This window comes from Streptomyces sp. NPDC042371, from assembly GCF_056437465.1.
In genome coordinates, this window is the sequence record NZ_JBWKAP010000005.1 from 369,916 (window position 1) to 387,932 (window position 18,017).

Below are 18,017 nucleotides of genomic sequence, written 5' to 3' on the forward strand. Positions count from 1 at the left end.
CGCCGCGCAGAACCCCCGGGACCGGGCCCCGCCACGCCCCCGCACCCGAGCCCGCCCCCGCACCCGAGCCCACTTCCACCCCCGTACGAATCGGAGCCACTCCCCCATGACCGCCTCCCCCGCCCCCGAAAGCCAGCAAGCCCCCCTCACCTCATTGATACTGCACACCACTGACAACGCCGTCTCGTGGATCACCCTCAACCGGCCCGAGGCCATGAACGCCCTCACCTGGGACCAGCGAGAGCGCGTCATCACGCTGCTCGGCGAGGCCTCGGCCGACCCCGCCGTACGGGCCGTCGTGATCACCGCGACCGGCAAGGGGTTCTGCGCGGGCGCCGACCTGCGCGGCGCCACCACCACGGCCGAGCGCGTGCCGGGCGACGTCGCCCGCACCATCAGGCAGGGCGCGCAGCGGCTCGTCGCGGCGGTCCTCGACTGCGAGAAGCCGGTGATCGCCGCGGTGAACGGCACCGCGGCGGGTATCGGCGCCCATCTCGCGTTCGCCTGCGACCTGGTCATCGCCGCCGAACAGGCCAGGTTCATCGAGGTGTTCGTACGTCGCGGCCTCGTGCCGGACGGCGGCGGCGCCTATCTGCTGCCCCGTCTCATCGGGCCGCAACGGGCCAAGGAGCTGATGTTCTTCGGCGACTCCGTGCCCGCCGCCGATGCCGCGAACATGGGGCTCGTCAACCGTGTCGTACCGGCCGACGAGCTGGAGAAGACGGCACGCGAGTGGGCGGAACGCCTCGCGGCCGGGCCGACCCGCGCCCTCGCCATGACGAAGCAACTGGTCAACGCGTCCCTGGAGTCGGACCGTGCGACGGCCTTCGCAGCCGAGGCCGCGGCGCAGGAGATCAACATGACCACGGCGGACGCGAACGAGGGCGTCGCCAGTTTCGTCGAGCGCCGCTCACCCTCGTACCGCGGCCGCTGAGACCACCGCACCGAGGCCGACCGCCACACACAGACCGAACGACACGAGCCCCGACACGAGCCACACCTTGCGCAGGGGCCTGGCGAGGCGCTGCTCACGCCGTCGGCCGTACGCGACGTTCAGCACGGGCACGACGCCGCTCGCCGCACACCACGGCGCGGCCCCGCCGAACGGAACGCCCCACACGGCGAAGCCCCCCCCGCCCGAGCCACCGTCGGCGTGGCCACCCGTCAGCAGAAACGCCAAGAGCCCGGCCACCGGCACCTGCGCGGCGCAGGCCGATGCCGCGGCCCGTGCCGTCCCATCACCCCAGGTCCGCTGCGTCTCCCCGTACCTCATGGGGCTGCAGATCCGTGTGAGTCAGTAGCGTTTCGGCCACGCCCTTCACATCTGACGCCCCGTCAGCTTCAATGGTCGATGTGATGGGACACGCAGGGATGGCGGCCACCGCCGTTCGATACCTCAGGTCGGTCGGGGCCCGCACCACCACGGCACCCGTCGTAGCTCTACCGCGCCCTCAGTTGCGGGCCGTCGGCGACGACGAGCGGGCGCCGCTCGACCGGGGCGAGTTCCGGCGCGTGCTCGGCAACTTCGCGACGGGCGTCACCGTGATCACTTCCCCGCCCGACGAGGACGGCGGCCCCGCGGGCTTCGCCTGCCAGTCCTTCGCGTCGCTCTCCCTGGACCCGCCCCTGGTGTCGTTCATGGTCGCGCGTACGTCGACGACGTGGCCGCGCATCGCGCGCGCGGGCGTCTTCTGCGTCAACATTCTGGGCGCCGACCAGGGCGAGCTGTGCCGCGGCTTCGCGGTGAGCGGCGCCGACAAGTTCGCCGGGGTGGTGTACGACGCGGCGCCGGTGTCCGGATCACCGCGCCTGGCCGGGGCCCCGGCCTGGGTCGACTGCACGGTCCAGGCCGTGCACACCGGCGGCGACCACCTCATCGTGGTCGGCCGGGTGGACGCCCTCGGCGCGACCGCGGACGACGCCGATCCGCTCCTGTTCCACCGGGGCACGTTCGGCCGCTTCACCCGCTGACGGCGACCGCCGCTGGCGCCTGGCCGCTCCGCCGGATCACCAGCACCATCAGCGCGGCCGCCGCGCAGAGCGCGCCCGAGGCGTACCAGATCACGTCGTACGACCCGAAGGCGTCCCGCACCACACCGCCGAGGAACGCGACCAGCCCGGCGCCCACCTGGTGCGAGGCCAGCACCCAGCCGAAGACGATGGCGCTGTCGTCGCCGTACTGCTCGCGGCAGAGGGCCAGGGTGGGCGGGACGGTCGCCACCCAGTCCAGACCGTAGAAGACGATGAAGAAGATCATCGGTGGCCGGACGTCCGGCGCGAGCAGCATCGGCAGGAAGAGCAGCGAGACGCCGCGCAGCGCGTAGTACACGGCGAGCAGGCGGCGCGAGTCGAAGCGGTCCGTGAACCAGCCCGACGCGACGGTCCCGACGATGTCGAAGATCCCGATGACGGCGAGCAGCGAGGCGGCGGCCCGCACGCCCATGCCGTGATCGTGCGCGGCGGGCACGAAGTGGGTCTGGATGAGCCCGTTCGTCGAGGCGCCGCAGATGGCGAAGGACCCCGCGAGCAGCCAGAAGGGACCGGTGCGTACGGCCTTCAGGAGCACGGTGATCGCACGCCGTGCCGCGCCAGGGACGGGCGGCGGCTTCGGCACGAACTCCTTCGACCCGTAGGGCTTCAGACCGACGTCGGCCGGGTGGTCCCGCAGCAGCAGCCACACGAAGGGGACGACGGCGAGGGCCGCGAGGGCGACCGTGACGGCGGCGGGCCGCCACTTGTACGTCTCGACGATCCAGGAGAGCAGCGGCAGGAAGACCAACTGCCCCGACGCGGAGGCCGCGGTGAGGATGCCGCTGACGAGCCCGCGCCGCTCGGTGAACCACCGATTGGTGACGGTGGCGGCGAAGGCAAGGGCCATCGACCCCGACCCGAGCCCGACGAGCAGCCCCCAGCACAGCAACAACTGCCACGCCGAGTTCATGAACACGGTCAGACCGGAGCCGCAGGCGATCACGACCAGCGCGACCGCGACGATCCTGCGGATGCCGAAGCGGTCCATGAGCGCGGCGGCGAACGGCGCGGTCAGGCCGTACAACGCGAGATTGACGGAGACCGCGAGCCCGACGGTGCCGCGCGACCAGCCGAAGTCCTCCTTCAGCGGGTCGAAGAGCAGACCGGGGAGAGAGCGGAACGCGGCCGCGCCGATGATCGTCACGAAGGTGACGGCGGCGACGAACCACGCGCGGTGGATACGAGGAGTACGGCGCCTGGTCGCGCCCGGCGGGGAGGAGCTCCGCGTGGGCGTCTCGGTTGTCTGGGTCACGTCATAAAGGATCGAAAAATGGTCCGCCCCGGACGAGTGGCCCGAGGGACAGCATTCGCTAGGATCGGGCCATGCCCACTCCGGCCAAGCCCTCCGCCACCGCCACTGCACCCACCCGACGCCACCGCATCGTCGTCCTGGCCCTGGACGGCGTGATCCCCTTCGAGCTGGGCATCCCGCAACGCATCTTCAAGGGCGCCCGCACACCGGAGATGCGGCACCTGTACGAGGTGGTGACCTGCTCGATCCGCCCGCCGGGCCCCGTCCGCACGGACGCCGACTTCGCGATCCTGGTCGAGCACGGCCCCGAGGTGCTGGCCACCGCGGACACGGTCGTGATCCCGGCGTCGTACGAACTGGGCCCGGTGTACGAGGAGGGCCGCCTCACCGGCGAACTGGCCGCCGCCCTGGCCCACATCAAGCCGGGCACGCGACTCGTGGCCATCTGCACGGGCGGTTACGTCCTGGCCGCCGCGGGCCTCTTGGACGGCCGCCCCGCCACCACGCACTGGTCGTCCGCCGAGCACTTCCAGCAGCTCTTCCCCCGGGTCGAGGTGGACGCGGACGTGCTGTTCATCGACGACGGCGACGTCCTCACGTCGGCGGGCGTGGCCGCGGGCATCGACCTCTGCCTCCATGTCGTACGTCGCGACCACGGCACCGCCGTCGCCAACGAGGTGGCCCGCCGCACCGTCGTACCGCCCCACCGCGACGGCGGCCAGGCCCAGTACATCCAACGCCCCCTGCCCGAACCGCAACTTGCGACCACGAGGACGGCCCGCGCCTGGGCCCTGGGCCGCCTGGACCAGCCGCTGCAACTGCGCGACATGGCCGCGCAGGAGTCGATGTCGGTCCGCACCTTCACCCGGCGGTTCCGCGAGGAGGTCGGCATCAGCCCAGGCCAGTGGCTGACGCAGCAGCGCGTGGAACGGGCACGCCACCTCCTCGAATCCACCGACCTCTCCGTCGACCAGGTGGCCGGGGACGCGGGCTTCGGCACGGCCCAGTCGATGCGACAGCACCTACAGGCCGCGCTCGGCGTCACCCCCACGGCCTACCGCCGCACGTTCCGCAACGTCACCACGGCCTGAGCGCGCCCCCTCAGCCGAGGGGATCACCCCCGCCGGGCCGCAGCCGCGTACGAGACGGGAGGGGACGTGGGGGTATGTGCGCACGGAGCACCGAGCACACGCTGCCCTGCGGACACATCGGGCGCGGCGCAGGGATAGCGAGTACGCACATACCCCCGCGGCCCCGCACCCACAGACGAACCCCAAGCGCACCGAGCCCCACCGCCCCGCGCCCCCAGCCGAACCCCCAGCGCACACCGCCCAAGGCGCCCCCGCCAGACCCCTCAGAACGTCAGAACCCCCCGCGCCACCCTCCCCGCCTCCGCGTCCGCCACCGCCACCCCGAAGTCCTCCACCGGATACGTAGCCGTCACCAGCTCGTCCAGCAGCAGGCGCCCGCTCCGGTACAGCTCCGCGTACAGCGCGAAATCCCGCTGAGGCCGCGAACTCCCGTACCTGCAACCGAGAATCGACTTGTCCAGGAACATCGACGCGACCACGAACGACGCCTCCGCCGAAGCCCCCGGCATCCCCAGCAGCACGGCCTGCCCATGCCGGTCAAGCAGCTCCACCGCCTCCCGCACCAGCTCGACCCGCCCCACACACTCGAAGGCGTGGTCCGCCCCCTGGGGCAGCACGTCCCGCACCCCCTCCGTGGACCGGAAGAAGTGCGTCGCCCCGAACCGCCGCGCCACCGCCTCCTTCTCCGGATTCGCGTCGACCGCGACCACCACCCCCGCCCCCGCGATCCGCGCCCCCTGCAGCACGTTGAGCCCGATCCCACCCGTACCGATCACCACCACCGAGTCGCCCCGGTCGACCTTGGCCCGGTTGAGAGCGGCACCCACCCCCGTCACCACCGCGCACCCGATCAGCGCCGCGGACGTCAGCGGAATGTCGTCCGGGATCCGCACGGCCTGCACGCCCTTGACGATCGTGCGCTCCGCGAAGGAAGAGTTCGCCGCGAACTGGTACACCGGCTTGCCGCCCCGCGAGAACGGCTGGTCCGGCGTCCCGATCGCCTTCCGGCACATGGTCGGCCGCCCCCGGTGACACTCACCGCAGGCACCGCAGTTGGCAATGGTGGAGAGCGCCACATGATCCCCGGGCGCCACATGCACCACCCCGGCCCCCACCGCCTCGACGACCCCCGCCCCCTCGTGCCCGAGCACCACCGGCGGCGGAAACGGAATGGTCCCGTCGATCACCGACAGGTCGCTGTGACACAGACCCGCCGCCGCCACCGCGACGAGGACCTCCCCTGGCCCCGGATCACGTATCTCCAGATCGTCGACGACCTCGACCCGCGCCCCGTCGAAGACAACGCCCCTCATCACGCACACCCCTCACCGAGACCCCTTGGCCTCTCTAGGCAGACCGAGCACCCGCTCGGCGATGATGTTCCGCTGCACTTCGTCCGAACCGCCGTAGATCGTGTCGGCACGGCTGAACAGGAACAGCCGCTGGAAAGCATCGAGTTCATACGGCGCATCGGCACGCCAGTCCCCCGGCCCCACGGCGGCAGAAGCCCCCCGCACCGCCATCGCCAACTCCCCAAGCCGCTGATGCCACCGCCCCCAAAGCAACTTGGCCACGCTGGGCTCCCCACCCCCAGCAGACGCACCCCCACTCCCACCCCCTCCCCCCAACGTCCGCAACGCGTTCCACCGCATCACCCGCAACTCACTCCACTGCCGCACCAACCGCTCCCGCACCACAGGGTCATCGACCGCCCCACCCGCCACGGCCTCCCGTACGACCTCGCCCAGCTCCTCCGCGAAGCCGATCTGCTGCACCAGCGTGGACACGCCCCGCTCGAAGCCGAGGAGCCCCATGGCGACCCGCCACCCGTTCCCGACGCCACCCACGACATGGGCCGCACGCGCGCGTGCACCGTCGAAGAAGACCTCGTTGAACTCGCTGGTCCCGGTCAGCTGCCGAATGGGCCTGACCTCGATGCACCCCGGCTGATCCATGTCCACGAGCAGGAACGACAATCCCTCATGCGGCCGCGTCCCACCCCCCGTACGCGCCAGCACGAAACACCAATCGGCTTCATGTGCCAACGAGGTCCAGATCTTCTGCCCGGTCACACGGAAGTCCCCCGCGCCGTCCCGACCGTCCCGCTCGGCCCGCGTCCGCACCCCCGCCAGATCGGACCCGGCCCCGGGCTCGCTGTATCCCTGGCACCACAGGGCCTCCCCGCGGGCGATCGCGGGCAGGAACTCGTCCCGCTGCTCCTGACTCCCGTATGCGAGGAGGGTCGGCGCGAGCAGGTTCTCCCCGATGTGCCCATAGCGCCCGGGCGCCCGCACGCGCGCGTACTCCTCGGCCCAGACAACCTGCTGGGTCAACGTGGCCTGCCGATTGCCATACACACCCAAGCCCAAGCCCAAGCCCAAGCCCGACCCCGACCCCGACCCCGGCCCCGCACCCGCACCCGCACCCGCACCCGCACCCCACCCAAGCCCAATCCATCCCCCCCGCCCCAACTCCCGCTCCCAGGCCCGCCGCTGAGCCCCGCCCTCATGCTCACTGCCGGGCCCACCCCGCCCCACCGCACCGGCGAACTCACCGGTGCGGTGCTCGGCGAGCCAGCCCCGCGCCTCGGCGCGGAACTCCTCGTCCTCGGGTCCGAAGCCGAACTCCACCGCCCCGCCCCCGCCTACGCGTTCGGACGTTCTTTGTCGGCCGCCGCCTTGGCCATCGCCTCCAGCTGCGCCAGCAACGGCATCGGATCGGTCCCCACCGTCCCCGGCAGGAAGTCGGCGATCTTCTCGGGGGTCCAGGCCCCGTCCGCGTACCCCGCACGCAGCTCGCGCGGCTGGGCCCAGACGGCGATCTTGGGCCCGGCGATCGTGTAGACCTGCCCGGTGATCTTCTCCTCGCGGGCCCGGTCGCTCAGCAGATAGACGACGAGCGCGGCGACGTCCTCCGGCTCCCCGATCTCCTTCAGCTCCATGGGCACGTTCGCCGACATCCTCGTCCGCGCGACGGGCGCCACCGCGTTGGCGGTCACCCCGTACTTGTTCAGGCCCAGCGCCGCGCTCCGCACCAGCGAGATGATCCCGCCCTTCGCCGCGCTGTAGTTGGCCTGCGCCACGGACCCCTGGTGGTTGCCGCTGGTGAACCCGATCAGGGTGCCCGACCCCTGCTTCCGCATCACCGCCGACGCGGCACGGAAGACGGTGAAGGTGCCCTTCAGATGGGTGGCGACCACCGGGTCCCACTCCTCCTCGGACATGTTGAACAGCATCCGCTCGCGCAGGATCCCGGCGACGCACACCACCCCGTCCACCCGCCCGTACTCGGCGAGCGCGACGTCGACGATGCGCTGGCCGCCCGCCATGGTCGAGATGTCGTCCGCGACGGCGACGGCCTCGCCGCCCGCGGCCCGGATCTCCTTCACCACGGCGTCGGCTATCTCGCTGGCGGGCTCACCGCCCTCCATGGAGACGCCGTAGTCGTTGACGACGACCTTCGCCCCCTCGGCCGCCGCGGCGAGCGCGACGGCCCTGCCGATGCCGCGCCCGGCGCCGGTCACGGCCACCACCTTGCCTGCCAAGAAGTTCCCCACGTCCGGCCCCTTCCCGCGGTTTCTGACGGACCGTTAGATTCTATGACCCGTCAGATACCGGAAGACAACCCCCGCGGAGGCCCCAGACCCATGTCACTCTCCGACGCAACCCCCTCGATCCCGCCCCCGAACCCCACACCGACCTCACCCCCGCCCCTCCCCCCCGAGTTCCACGACATAGCCAAACGCGTCCGAAACTGGGGCCGTTGGGGACCGGACGACGAAACCGGCACCCTCAACCTCATCACCGACGCGACCGTCCGCGCCGCCGCCACCGAGATCCGCTCCGGCCACCGCATCCCGCTCGCGCTGCCCCTCAAGGAGGACGGCGTCCAGACGGGGATGATCCCGGGCCGCATCAACCCGCTGCACACGATGGTGCAGATCAACCAGGAGCTTTTCGGCCCCGGCACGGTCGCCACCAGCGACGACGCGGTGACGATGGGACTGCAGACGGCGACCCACTGGGACGCCCTCACGCACGCGTCACACTCGGGAATGATCTACAACGGCCGCCCCGCGGACAGCATCACGGCCCACACGGGCGCACGGTTCAGCGGCATCGACAAGGCGCGGCACGTCATCTCGCGCGGCGTCCTCCTGGACGTGGCGCGCGCCAAGGGGCTCGACCGGCTGCCGGGCGACCACGCCGTCACGCCCGAAGACCTGGACGAGGCGGCGGAGTTCGGGCGTGTCACGGTGCGCGCGGGCGACATCGTGCTGGTGCGCACGGGGCAGATCCAGGTCTATCTCGCGGGCGACAAGCACGCGTACGGCTATCCGTCGCCCGGCCTCTCGGTGCGTACGCCCGAGTGGTTCCACGCGCGGGACGTCGCGGCGGTCGCGAACGACACCCTGACCTTCGAGATCTTCCCGCCGGAGATCGAGAACCTGTGGCTGCCCGTGCACGCGCTGCATCTGGTCGAAATGGGGATGATCCAGGGCCAGAACTGGAATCTGGAAGAGTTGTCCACAGCCTGTGCAGAAGTTTCCCGCCACGCGTTCCTGCTGTCCGCCATGCCGGAACCGTTCATCGGCGGGACGGGCACCCCTGTGGCGCCGGTCGCCGTGCTGTGACGCCGTGACACTGCGATGACGTGACCCCCACGCGGAAGGCGGCGCGTCGGCTTCCGCCCCGAGCGCGCCACCGCACACGCCGCCATCCGGCCCGGCACCCACCCCGCCCCGCGCCATGCCGCCACGAAGGGGGTGCTGCCGTGAGCACGACCCACACTTCGTCAAGGACTCCGTCATTCCGTCCTGACGTCATGACGACCATTCCGTCCTGACAACAACGAGCCCTCGGCGTCCCCTCGCGGCGAATCGCTGCACACAAGCGTGATCATTCGGACACGTCACGTCAACACCGCGTCGGAGATAAGCGAAGTACACCCCTTTTGCCTCACCCGCGCACGGGTGCGCGCACCGCGGCACGAGACGGCGCACGCGGGCTCAGGGAACGTCGTACGGTATGTGCGGTCACACCGTTTCGTAGGCGCGGTCGACGTCGCCGAAGGCCGCCCGGTTGCGGACCGCCCTGTCGTACGCGGCCCCGTCGCACGCCGTCACGCCGTGGGGCGTCGCGTCGCAGGCCGTCGGCCCGTACGTGAAGTCGTGTGCCGCCCCGTAGCCCGGACTGTGGCGCATCGGGGCGCAGGCCGCGTCGAAGGTCTTCCCGTCGTGGGTCGTGCCCTCGAACTCCACCGCCGCGACGCCGGACTCGCATCGGTCGACCTCGCACCAGATGCTCTTGCCCGCACCCTCGGGCTGCCAGCCCCAGCGGTCCGCGAGGCCGTCGACGAGCTCCAGGCCGCGGCCGTTGGTGTCGTCACCGTCGGCGTGCCGCTGCGCGGGCGGGCGGGCGCTGCGGTCTGCCACCTCGACCCGGACCGTCCCCGGCCCCGGGGCGTCGGCTGGGACGCCGGGGAGCAGCATGCGCAGCACGGCCGGACAGCCCGTGTGCACAACGGCGTTGGTGACGAGTTCCGAGATCAGCAGGATCAGCGTCTCGGCCACCGGCTCATCGGCCTCTATCCCCGAGCCCGCGAGCCTGGAACGAGCCCATCGCCTGGCCCGCCCCACCTCTGCGGGGTCGGCCCCGACCTCCAGCTGAACTTGAAGCACCTGCACCGCTCACACCATCCGAACCGGCGGACACATCGCCTCGCGACTCCACAGGGTCACCGAACGTGATCCCCTTGGGAGACAGCATGATTGACGTTCAGTCACCCCAACAAGCGCTTCGGGCATATTCCAGCGCGAAGGAGTACGCGTGCTGCATACTGTGCGACGCACACTGTGGGGGGTCGAACAGGCGGCGGCGGAGCCCCGCCCTGCGCTGCCAGCGGCACGCATCGCCGCGCCCGGCGCCACCACATGGGCAACACCGGCATGGCTCGGCCTCAGAACCACTCGCATCTCACACAAGGTACCCGAGCCGGACACCGACTCCGTGCCGTGACGAGTCACGCGTAGGACACAACCCGATATCGACGCTGAGTAGTCTCCACCTGGGTGGGGTGAGGCCCACGAAACAAGGGGCAAAGCGCACGATATCGGACAGACCAATTTTTCAGAGCGCCTCGGCGAGCTCGTCCTCCGCGGCCCGCGGCGACCGCCCGAGCTCGGCCCGCACCCAGGCCCGTTTGAGGTGCAGATGCACATCGGACTCCCAGGTGAACCCCATGCCGCCGTGCACCTGGAGGCAGTCCCTGGCGTTGCGCACGGCCGCGTCGTCGGCCAGCAGCTTCGCGGCCGAGGCGTCGAGCCGGTCCCCGGTGACGGCCGCCGCGTACACGGCACTGCGGGCCAGCTCGGCACGGACGAGCATCTGTGCGCAGAGGTGCTTCACCGCCTGGAACGCGCCGATCGGCTGCCCGAACTGCTCGCGGCGGTGTGCGTATTGGACGGCCGACTCGCAGGTGCGCGCGGCGCTGCCGAGCTGTTCCGCGGCGTAGAGGAGGGCGCCCCGGTCGAGGCTGCCGGCGTCCGGCACCCGGTGCAGCGGCGTCAGCGGGTCCACGGAGCGCAGGGGGACCGCGCCGGACACGTCGCCCTGCACCACGTCCGCCTCCGCCAGCCAGGGCACCAGGGAGCCGTCCACGGCGGTCACCACGGTCTCCCCGGTCGCGGCGCCCGGGACCACGCCCGCCGCGAGGAACGACGCCACGGCGGGCCCCGGCAGCAGCACGCGCCCCGCCTCCTCGAAGACCAACACGGCCTCCGGCAGCCCCAGCCCGACCCCGCCCGCCGCCTCGGGCAGCACGAGCGAGAAGAACCCCGCGTCCCCCAATTCCCGCCACAGGGCCCTGTCGACGCGGTCCGTGGCGTCACTCAGCGTGAAACGACCCTCCAGGAGTTGCCGCATCGCGGCCTTCAAAGCCACCTGGTCCTCGTCGAGTTGGAAATCCATCGGACCCCTCACCGCCCCTTCGGGAGGCCGAGGATGCGCTCGGCCACGATGTTCTGCTGGATCTGCGAGGTCCCCGCGGCGATCGTGTACGAGAGCGAGGAGAGGCGGTCGAGGGTCCACTCGTGGGCGAGGTCGAGGGAGCCCGCGCCGAGGACATCGGCGGCGGCGTCGTACAGCTCCTGCCGCGCGTGCGAGTAGCGCAGCTTGAAGACCGAGCCGCCCACTCCGGGGACGCCGCCCGTGCGCTGCGCCTCGCTCACGTTCCACTGCGTGAGCCGCCACAGCGCGGAGAACTCGGCGCTCAGCCGCCCGAGCCTGCGCCGCAGCGCCGGGTCGCCCCAGCGGCCGTTCCCGCGGGCCTCGCGGGCCAGCTCGCCGAGGACCCGGCGGCAGGCCACCACCTCCCCCACGAAGGCGGTGCCCCGCTCGTACGACAGGGTCACCATCGTCACGCGCCAGCCGTCGTTCTCCTCGCCGACCCGGTTCGCGACCGGGATGCGCACCTCGTCCAGGAACATCTCCGCGAACTCCGTGGACCCCGCGAGCGTGCGCAGCGGACGCACGGTGATCCCGGGGGCGTCCATCGGCATCGCGAGCCAGGTGATGCCCCGGTGCTTGGGCACGGCCTCGCTGACCGGTGTCGTGCGCACCAGGAGCTCGCACCAGTCGGCGACCTCCGCGTGGGACGTCCAGATCTTGGAACCGCTCACCACGTAGTCGTCGCCGTCCCGCCACGCGCGCGTGCGCAGCGACGCGAGGTCGGATCCGGCGTCGGGCTCGCTGAACCCCTGGCACCACACCTCGTCGCCGCGCAGGACGGGCGGCAGCCACCGCTCCCGCTGCTCCGGTGTGCCTTCGGAGGCGATGGTCGGGCCCGCGTGCAGCAGACCCACGAAGTTGGCCCCTACGTAGGGCGCACCCGCCTTCTCGGTCTCCTCCAGGAAGATGAGCCGCTGCGTCGGGGAGGCGTCCCAGTGCACCTCGCCGTAGCCCGCGTCGTACAGCAGGCGCTGCCACGCGGTGTCGTAGGCGCGCCGTCCGGGCCAGTCCCGGGGCGAGGGCTTGGCGGGGAGCTTCGGGAGCACGTCCGAGAGCCAGTCGCGCAGCCCGGCCCGGAAGGCTTCCTCCTCGTCGGTGTACGTGAGGTCCATGCGGTGCGTCCCCTCCGGCCTCGGTCGTCATATCTGATGACCCGTCAGGCGGCAGGCTAGCCCCGCACCCCTGGACCGACAAGGCGCCGGGGCTTACGCTCTCGGCACGATCTGACTGACCGTCAGTTCAGCCTTCGGGGCCGGGAGGGGATCGCATGAGGACCTCGGTGAACGAGACCGCGTACGAACTGGGCGAGTCCCGCACCCTCTGGGAACTGATCGCGCGCCGCGCCGACCTCACCCCCGACAGGCCCGTCCTCGTCCAGGCCGCCCCCGAACCCTCCGCCGACCGCACGCTCACCTTCGGCCAGCTGCGGGACCGCGCCGAGCGGGTCGCCGCCGGGCTGTACGAGCGCGGGGTGCGGCCCGGCACGGTCGTCGCCTGGCAGCTGCCCACCCGCATCGAGACGGCCCTGCTCTCCTTCGCGCTCGCCCGCATCGGCGCCGTCCAGTCGCCCCTGATCCCCTTCCACCGCGACCGCGAAGTCGGCTTCGCGCTGCGGGAGTCGAAGGCGGAGTTCTTCGCCGTGCCGGGCGTCTGGCGCGGCTTCGACCACACGGAGATGGCACAGCGGCTGGGCACGGAGCGCGAGGGCGCTCCGGTCGAGGTCTTCGAGGCGTACGCGGCGCTGCCCGAGGCCGACCCGGCCGTGCTGCCCCCGCCGCCCACCGACGGCACGGCGGTGCGGTGGATCTACTGGACCTCGGGCACCACCTCCGACCCCAAGGGCGTCCTGCACACGGACCGTTCACTGATCGCGGGCGGCTCCTGCCTGGCCCACGCCCTGCACCTGAAGGAGTCGGACGTCGGCTCGATGGCGTTCCCCTTCGCCCACATCGCCGGGCCCGACTACACCGTGATGCTGCTGCTCTACGGCTTCCCCGCCGTGCTGTTCGAGCACTTCGCGCTGCCCGCCTCGCTCGACGGCTACCGGCGGCACGGCGTGACCGTGGCGGGCGGGTCGACGGCCTTCTACTCGATGTTCCTCACCGAGCAGCGCCAGCTGCCCGAGGGACAGCGGGTCATCCCGACCCTGCGCCTCCTCGCGGGCGGCGGGGCGCCCAAGCCGCCGGAGGTCTACCACGCGGTGGTGCGCGAGATGGGCTGCCAGCTCACCCACGGGTACGGCATGACCGAGGTGCCGATGATCACCATGGGCGCCCCCGACGACACCGCGGAGAACCTCGCGACGACGGAGGGCCTGCCTCCGGAGGGCATGGAGATCCGCATCACGGACGCGGACGGCAACGAGCTGCCGCCCGACACGGACGGCGAGGTGCGGCTGCGCGGGGAGGCCGTCTGCCGGGGCTATCTGGACCCGGCGCAGAGCGCGGACGTCTTCGACGCCGACGGGTTCCTGATCACCGGGGACCTCGGCCACCTCAGGAAGACCGGCCATCTGGTCCTCACCGGGCGCGCGAAGGACATCATCATCCGCAAGGGCGAGAACATCTCCGCCAAGGAGATCGAGGACCTGCTCCACCAGCACCCGGCCGTGGGCGAGGCGGCGGTCGTCGGCCTGCCCGACCCCGAACGCGGCGAACGCGTCTGCGCGGTCGTCGAACAGCGGGCGGGAACCGGCGAGTTGACGCTGGCGGCGGTCACCTCGTACCTGCGCGGGGAAGGCCTCGCCACCTACAAGCTGCCGGAACAGCTCGAACTGGTCGAGGCGCTTCCCCGCAACGAGACACTGCGCAAGGTCCTCAAGTACAAGCTGCGGGAGCGCTTCTCAGGAAGCTGACCCGCCGCACCCGGGACCGCGCGCGAGCGCCTGCCGCTACTCGGGAACGGTGAAGTACTGCGCGAAGGCCGTCACGATCTCCTGCTCCGAGACGCGGCCGTCGCCGTCCGCGTCCAGCGCGGCGGCCACCCCTGCCGCGATGTCCTCGGGCACGCCGAGCGCCTTGAGCGCGCGCCCGGCGTCGGCCGGGGACACCGTGGCGTCGGCACCGGCGACGCCGATCACCGCGTGCAGGAACGGCCGCGCGATCTCGGCGAACCGCTCGGGGTTGTCCCGCAGCCGCTTCACCGCGCCGCCCACGAACTCGTCGCGGGTGATCCGCTGGTCCCCGTCCCGGTCCGCGATCCCCGCCATGCCCTGCCAGAACGCCTCGGCCCCGATGTAGAGGGCCTGGCCCTTCTCGGACCGCGCCGTGGCGCCGAACTCCGTGCACAGGGCGGCCGCCGCCGTGCTGAAGTCCTCACGGGAGATGTAGCCGTTGCCGTCCTGGTCGAAGGTGGCGAACCGGGCCGCGATCCTACGCTCGTACTCGGCACTGTCCATGATCTTCGGGCCGCCTCACTTCCGCGGTTGGGTGCATGCTCCGGGGGTGTTTCCCCAGCTGCGAGCGTACGTGGTGATGGCCTCCCGGAGGCGGGAAAGCGGCGCTTGTGTCAAGACCGCCGGAATTCCGGGACGAGGGTGTTCCACAGGTGTGATGTGCTCCACTGTGCTGCGTGGAAGCGGTAGCGGCGAGCGTCATAGCGGTGCTGGGAACTCTCCTGGGTGCGGGGCTCACCCACTCCTTCCAGCGGAGGGCGATCGAGCGCGCGGAGCGGTTCACGCGCGGCGAGAAGCTGCGGCAGGAGCGGATCGACGCGTACATCACGTATGCCGGGGCGCTGGTCAACTACCGGCGGATACTGGTCGACCGCTGGTTCAGCAGCGCGGCGAACCGGCACGAGGAGAGCGAGGAGTCGCGCTTCCGTTCGTACGAGATGCGGTCCGAGGCCCAGGAGGCGCTGTTCCGCGTGCAGTTGCTCTCGAACGACGAGGAACTGGTGCGGCTCGCGTGGGAGACCCTCGACCACGTCGCCGATCTGCGCAGGGCCGACGACCGCGACGAGCTCGCCGAGCGGCGCCGCGTCTCGCGCGAGGCCATCAACTCCTTCGTGGCCACGGCGAAGCGTCATGTGGGCTAGAGAGCAGCGAGCCGGAGCGGTCTCTAGGCGGAGAGCGGTACCGCCTCGTCGTCCAGCGCCGCATGCACGTCCGGGAAGACCTCGAAGAGGCGGCGCACGCCGAGCGCCGCGAGGACCCGGTTCACGTGCGAGCCGTCCTCGGCGCCCTTGGCGGGCAGTATCAGCCGCAAACGGCCCTGGAAGGAGCGGATGAGGCGGCGCGTGGCGATCAGCACGCCGACACCGCTGGAGTCGCAGAACAGAACTTCGGAGAGGTCGAGCACGATGCGGCGGCGGCCGTCGGCGACGGCGTCGTGCACGCGCTGGCGCAGCACGGGTGAGGTCAGCAGATCCATCTCTCCCGAGACGCACAGGACGGCCCAGCCTTCCTGCTCACCCACGGTCACCTTGAGCGTCACGCGTCACGCCTCTCGCTCGCCGTTGCCTGCCCCGCGCCTGCGGGGTGATCCGGAAGCAGTCCTTACGTTTCGTTCAGCTTCGGCTGCCCCACCTGTCTCCCATGAAACACCAGCAGGCCACCGTCAATATCATCCGGCCTCCGCCGAAGAGCGGGGTTTGCCCCAAACAGGAGTGCTCCATCAGCGGCGCCGACTACATTCGAGGGAGGGAGGGAACCCGAAGTACCGTTCGAGTAGGCAGCACGGGCAGAAGCAGGACAAGGCAAGCGCACGAGGGGGCCGCATGCCGAAGGACGCACCGCGGCGCTGGGACCGCCGCATGCAACAGCGCCTCGCGCACGGAGAGGCCGCCGCGCTGGGAGAGCTGTACGACCGCTTCGCCTCACTCGTGCACGGCCTGGCCCACCGCGTCCTGGGCGACGAGAGCGCCGCCGACCGCATCACCCGCGAGGTCTTCAGCCACGTCTGGGAGAACCCCGACGCGTACGACCCACGGCAGGGCCCGCTCCGCTCCTGGATCGCCACCCTCACCCACCAGCGGGCCGTCCGCAGGCTCCGCCAGACCGAGTCCGCCGCCCTCGCCCTCGGCGGCGAGGGCACCACGGAGGACCTGGAGCGCAAGGTCCGCCGCGCCTCCGCCGCCGCCCGCGCGGACTACATCGTCACGGCCATGCCCACCCCGCTGCGCGCCGCCCTGGAGCTGGCCTACTTCCAGCGGCGCGACTACCGCCAGACGGCCGCCGACCTCGGCGTCACCGAGGACGAGGCCCGCCGCAGACTCCGCCTCGGCCTGCAGCTCCTGTCCACGGCCAACGACACCGGCACCCCGTCCCCGGGCCACGCCCACGACACGTCGCCCGGCCCCGGAGCGGCGCTGTGACCGGCGCCGACCGCCCCGAGCCGCACGACGAGCCGGAGCACCCCGACCACCCGGGCGGCACCGCGCCGCGCATACCGCTGCCGCGCTCCTCCGTCGAGGACACCGGACAGTCCCTGCCCGACCCGCCGCCGGCGCCCGCGCCCCTCGTCCTGGAGCACCGCGTCCTCAAGTCCCTGCTCGGCGCCTGGGCGCTCGCCGCCTGCTCCGCGGAGGAGGCCATGGCCGTCGAGGAACACCTCGGCGACTGCGGCCCGTGCGCGGAGGAAGCCCTCAGGCTGCGCGACGCCGTCGGCCTGCTGCACCCCGAGGAGAGCCTCGACCTCGACCCCGGTCTGCGCACCCGCGTCCTGGAGAGCTGCCTCGGCCGCCGCCCGCCGCGCATCCCGGTGCCCGAGTGGGCCGTGCCCTACGACGCGGAGACCGCCCGCCTCGACGCCCTCCTCCAGGACATCGGCGACGCGGAGTGGCACGCCCCGGTGCGGCTGCGCTGGTTCGACGACGAGGGACAGGTCAGCAGGAAGACGACGGTGGCCGGGGTCATCTCCCACCTCCTCGCGGTCGACGGGATGGTCGGGCTCGCCCTCGGCCTCGACGACCCGCTCGGCCCGGACGTCCGGGTCCCCCAGGACCCGGCCCACCGCACCGAGGCGTACTGGCGCGCCTCCCACTTCCCGCCCACGCGCGCGGTGCGCGCCCCCTGGCGCGAGCAGACGCACGAGCTGATCCGCACGGTGTCGTTCACGGCCGGGGACACCTCAGGGGCCGCGGGCTCCGGCGGAGGCTCCGGCCGCCTCCCGGTGTCGTACGGCACGGTGGCCGTCCCCGGCGACCCCGGACAGCGGCAGACCATCGAGCTGCCGCTGCGGGACTCGATGCTGGACCGCGCCTTCGAGTGCTGGATCCACGCGGGCGACATCGCCGACGCGGTCGACTATCCGTACGCGCCGCCGTCGCCCCGGCACCTCCACCGCATGATCGACCTCGCCGCCAGGATGCTCCCCGGCACGCTCGCCGCGCGCCGCCGCTCCGGGCTCGCCGCCCCATCCCGCCGCCTGGTCGCGGCGGGCGCGCCGGGCCGCAGCCTGCGCCTGGAGATCGAGGGGCTCGGCGGCGGCGAGTGGCTCATCCCGCTCGACTCCCCCGCGGCGACCGGTTCGCGGGAGCACGAGGTGGCCCATGTGGCGCTGGACGGCGTGGAGTTCTGCCGCCTCGCCGCCGGGCACGTCTCACCGGAGGAGGCGGCCGCGGGCCAGGACGGCGACCGCGAGGCGATCCGCGACGTGCTGTTCGCGGCGGCCTCGCTCAGCCGGATGTAGCCGCTTC

Annotated in this window: 17 protein-coding genes and 1 pseudogene; 8 read left to right on the top strand and 10 right to left on the bottom strand. The window is 72.0% G+C overall.

Annotated elements, in window-relative coordinates; all coding sequences use genetic code 11:
* Positions 1-106: 106 nt before the first annotated feature.
* Positions 107-934 carry an enoyl-CoA hydratase/isomerase family protein gene (locus AC068B_RS17705; protein ID WP_478672450.1) on the top strand — a complete coding sequence of 276 codons (828 nt, stop codon included), beginning with the start codon at positions 107-109 and terminating at the stop codon, positions 932-934.
* Here the strand turns inward: AC068B_RS17705 and AC068B_RS17710 are convergent.
* Positions 911-1,273, bottom strand: coding sequence for a hypothetical protein (locus AC068B_RS17710; RefSeq protein ID WP_478672451.1), 363 nt, complete (start codon positions 1,271-1,273; stop codon positions 911-913). The two genes, AC068B_RS17705 and AC068B_RS17710, sit on opposite strands and share 24 nt — an antisense overlap.
* 83 nt (positions 1,274-1,356) lie before the next feature.
* Between AC068B_RS17710 and AC068B_RS17715 the strand changes: the two genes are divergently transcribed.
* Entirely contained in the window at positions 1,357-1,971 is a 615-nt protein-coding gene (locus AC068B_RS17715) for a flavin reductase family protein (RefSeq protein ID WP_478672452.1), read from the top strand.
* Here the strand turns inward: AC068B_RS17715 and AC068B_RS17720 are convergent.
* Positions 1,961-3,283 carry an MFS transporter gene (locus AC068B_RS17720; RefSeq protein ID WP_478672454.1) on the bottom strand — a complete coding sequence of 441 codons (1,323 nt, stop codon included), beginning with the start codon at positions 3,281-3,283 and terminating at the stop codon, positions 1,961-1,963. The genes AC068B_RS17715 and AC068B_RS17720 overlap by 11 nt on opposite strands.
* A 71-nt stretch (positions 3,284-3,354) precedes the next feature.
* Between AC068B_RS17720 and AC068B_RS17725 the strand changes: the two genes are divergently transcribed.
* Positions 3,355-4,374 carry a GlxA family transcriptional regulator gene (locus tag AC068B_RS17725; protein ID WP_478672455.1) on the top strand — a complete coding sequence of 340 codons (1,020 nt, stop codon included), beginning with the start codon at positions 3,355-3,357 and terminating at the stop codon, positions 4,372-4,374.
* 263 nt (positions 4,375-4,637) lie between these two features.
* Here AC068B_RS17725 and AC068B_RS17730 read toward each other — a convergent pair whose 3' ends face one another.
* Genes AC068B_RS17730 through AC068B_RS17740 form a run of 3 tightly spaced genes read right to left on the bottom strand, consistent with a single transcriptional unit; the run spans position 4,638 to position 7,930 of the window.
* Positions 4,638-5,687, bottom strand: a complete 1,050-nt coding sequence (locus AC068B_RS17730; RefSeq protein WP_478672457.1) for an alcohol dehydrogenase catalytic domain-containing protein — start codon at positions 5,685-5,687, stop codon at positions 4,638-4,640.
* 12 nt (positions 5,688-5,699) lie between these two features.
* On the bottom strand, positions 5,700-7,004 hold the full coding sequence (locus AC068B_RS17735) for an acyl-CoA dehydrogenase family protein (protein WP_478672458.1): 1,305 nt from the start codon (positions 7,002-7,004) through the stop codon (positions 5,700-5,702).
* A 14-nt stretch (positions 7,005-7,018) separates the two neighbouring features.
* A complete protein-coding gene (locus AC068B_RS17740) occupies positions 7,019-7,930 on the bottom strand; it encodes an SDR family NAD(P)-dependent oxidoreductase (protein WP_478672459.1) in 912 nt (303 codons plus the stop codon).
* A gap of 90 nt (positions 7,931-8,020) precedes the next feature.
* On the opposite strand from AC068B_RS17740, the gene AC068B_RS17745 reads away from it, so the two are divergent.
* Complete coding sequence (locus AC068B_RS17745; protein ID WP_478672461.1) at positions 8,021-9,007, top strand: cyclase family protein; 987 nt, start codon at positions 8,021-8,023, stop codon at positions 9,005-9,007.
* A 648-nt stretch (positions 9,008-9,655) separates the two neighbouring features.
* On the opposite strand, the pseudogene AC068B_RS17750 reads toward AC068B_RS17745, so the two are convergent.
* The 3 genes and pseudogenes from AC068B_RS17750 to AC068B_RS17760 all read right to left on the bottom strand — a co-directional run.
* Positions 9,656-10,060: pseudogene (locus AC068B_RS17750) on the bottom strand (ATP-binding protein); the annotation flags it as partial.
* A 442-nt stretch (positions 10,061-10,502) separates the two neighbouring features.
* On the bottom strand, positions 10,503-11,342 hold the full coding sequence (locus tag AC068B_RS17755; RefSeq protein WP_478672462.1) for an acyl-CoA dehydrogenase family protein: 840 nt from the start codon (positions 11,340-11,342) through the stop codon (positions 10,503-10,505).
* A gap of 8 nt (positions 11,343-11,350) precedes the next feature.
* Positions 11,351-12,493, bottom strand: coding sequence for an acyl-CoA dehydrogenase family protein (locus AC068B_RS17760; RefSeq protein WP_478672463.1), 1,143 nt, complete (start codon positions 12,491-12,493; stop codon positions 11,351-11,353).
* Positions 12,494-12,648: 155 nt separating this feature from the next.
* Between AC068B_RS17760 and AC068B_RS17765 the strand changes: the two genes are divergently transcribed.
* Positions 12,649-14,235 carry a class I adenylate-forming enzyme family protein gene (locus tag AC068B_RS17765; protein ID WP_478672464.1) on the top strand — a complete coding sequence of 529 codons (1,587 nt, stop codon included), beginning with the start codon at positions 12,649-12,651 and terminating at the stop codon, positions 14,233-14,235.
* A gap of 36 nt (positions 14,236-14,271) precedes the next feature.
* On the opposite strand, the gene AC068B_RS17770 is transcribed toward AC068B_RS17765, so the two are convergent.
* A complete protein-coding gene (locus AC068B_RS17770; protein WP_356263548.1) occupies positions 14,272-14,778 on the bottom strand; it encodes an EF-hand domain-containing protein in 507 nt (168 codons plus the stop codon).
* A gap of 173 nt (positions 14,779-14,951) precedes the next feature.
* On the opposite strand from AC068B_RS17770, the gene AC068B_RS17775 reads away from it, so the two are divergent.
* Entirely contained in the window at positions 14,952-15,416 is a 465-nt protein-coding gene (locus AC068B_RS17775; RefSeq protein WP_478672465.1) for a hypothetical protein, read from the top strand.
* 23 nt (positions 15,417-15,439) lie between these two features.
* Here AC068B_RS17775 and AC068B_RS17780 read toward each other — a convergent pair whose 3' ends face one another.
* The gene (locus AC068B_RS17780) at positions 15,440-15,814 is read right to left on the bottom strand and encodes an STAS domain-containing protein (protein WP_478672466.1); all 375 of its coding nucleotides are present in this window, start codon (positions 15,812-15,814) and stop codon (positions 15,440-15,442) included.
* A gap of 283 nt (positions 15,815-16,097) precedes the next feature.
* On the opposite strand from AC068B_RS17780, the gene AC068B_RS17785 reads away from it, so the two are divergent.
* Both AC068B_RS17785 and AC068B_RS17790 read left to right on the top strand, forming a co-directional pair.
* Complete coding sequence (locus AC068B_RS17785; protein ID WP_478672467.1) at positions 16,098-16,694, top strand: sigma-70 family RNA polymerase sigma factor; 597 nt, start codon at positions 16,098-16,100, stop codon at positions 16,692-16,694.
* On the top strand, positions 16,691-18,010 hold the full coding sequence (locus tag AC068B_RS17790) for a zf-HC2 domain-containing protein (protein ID WP_478672469.1): 1,320 nt from the start codon (positions 16,691-16,693) through the stop codon (positions 18,008-18,010). Before AC068B_RS17785 ends, AC068B_RS17790 begins: the two co-directional genes overlap by 4 nt.
* The last annotated feature ends 7 nt before the right edge of the window (positions 18,011-18,017 follow it).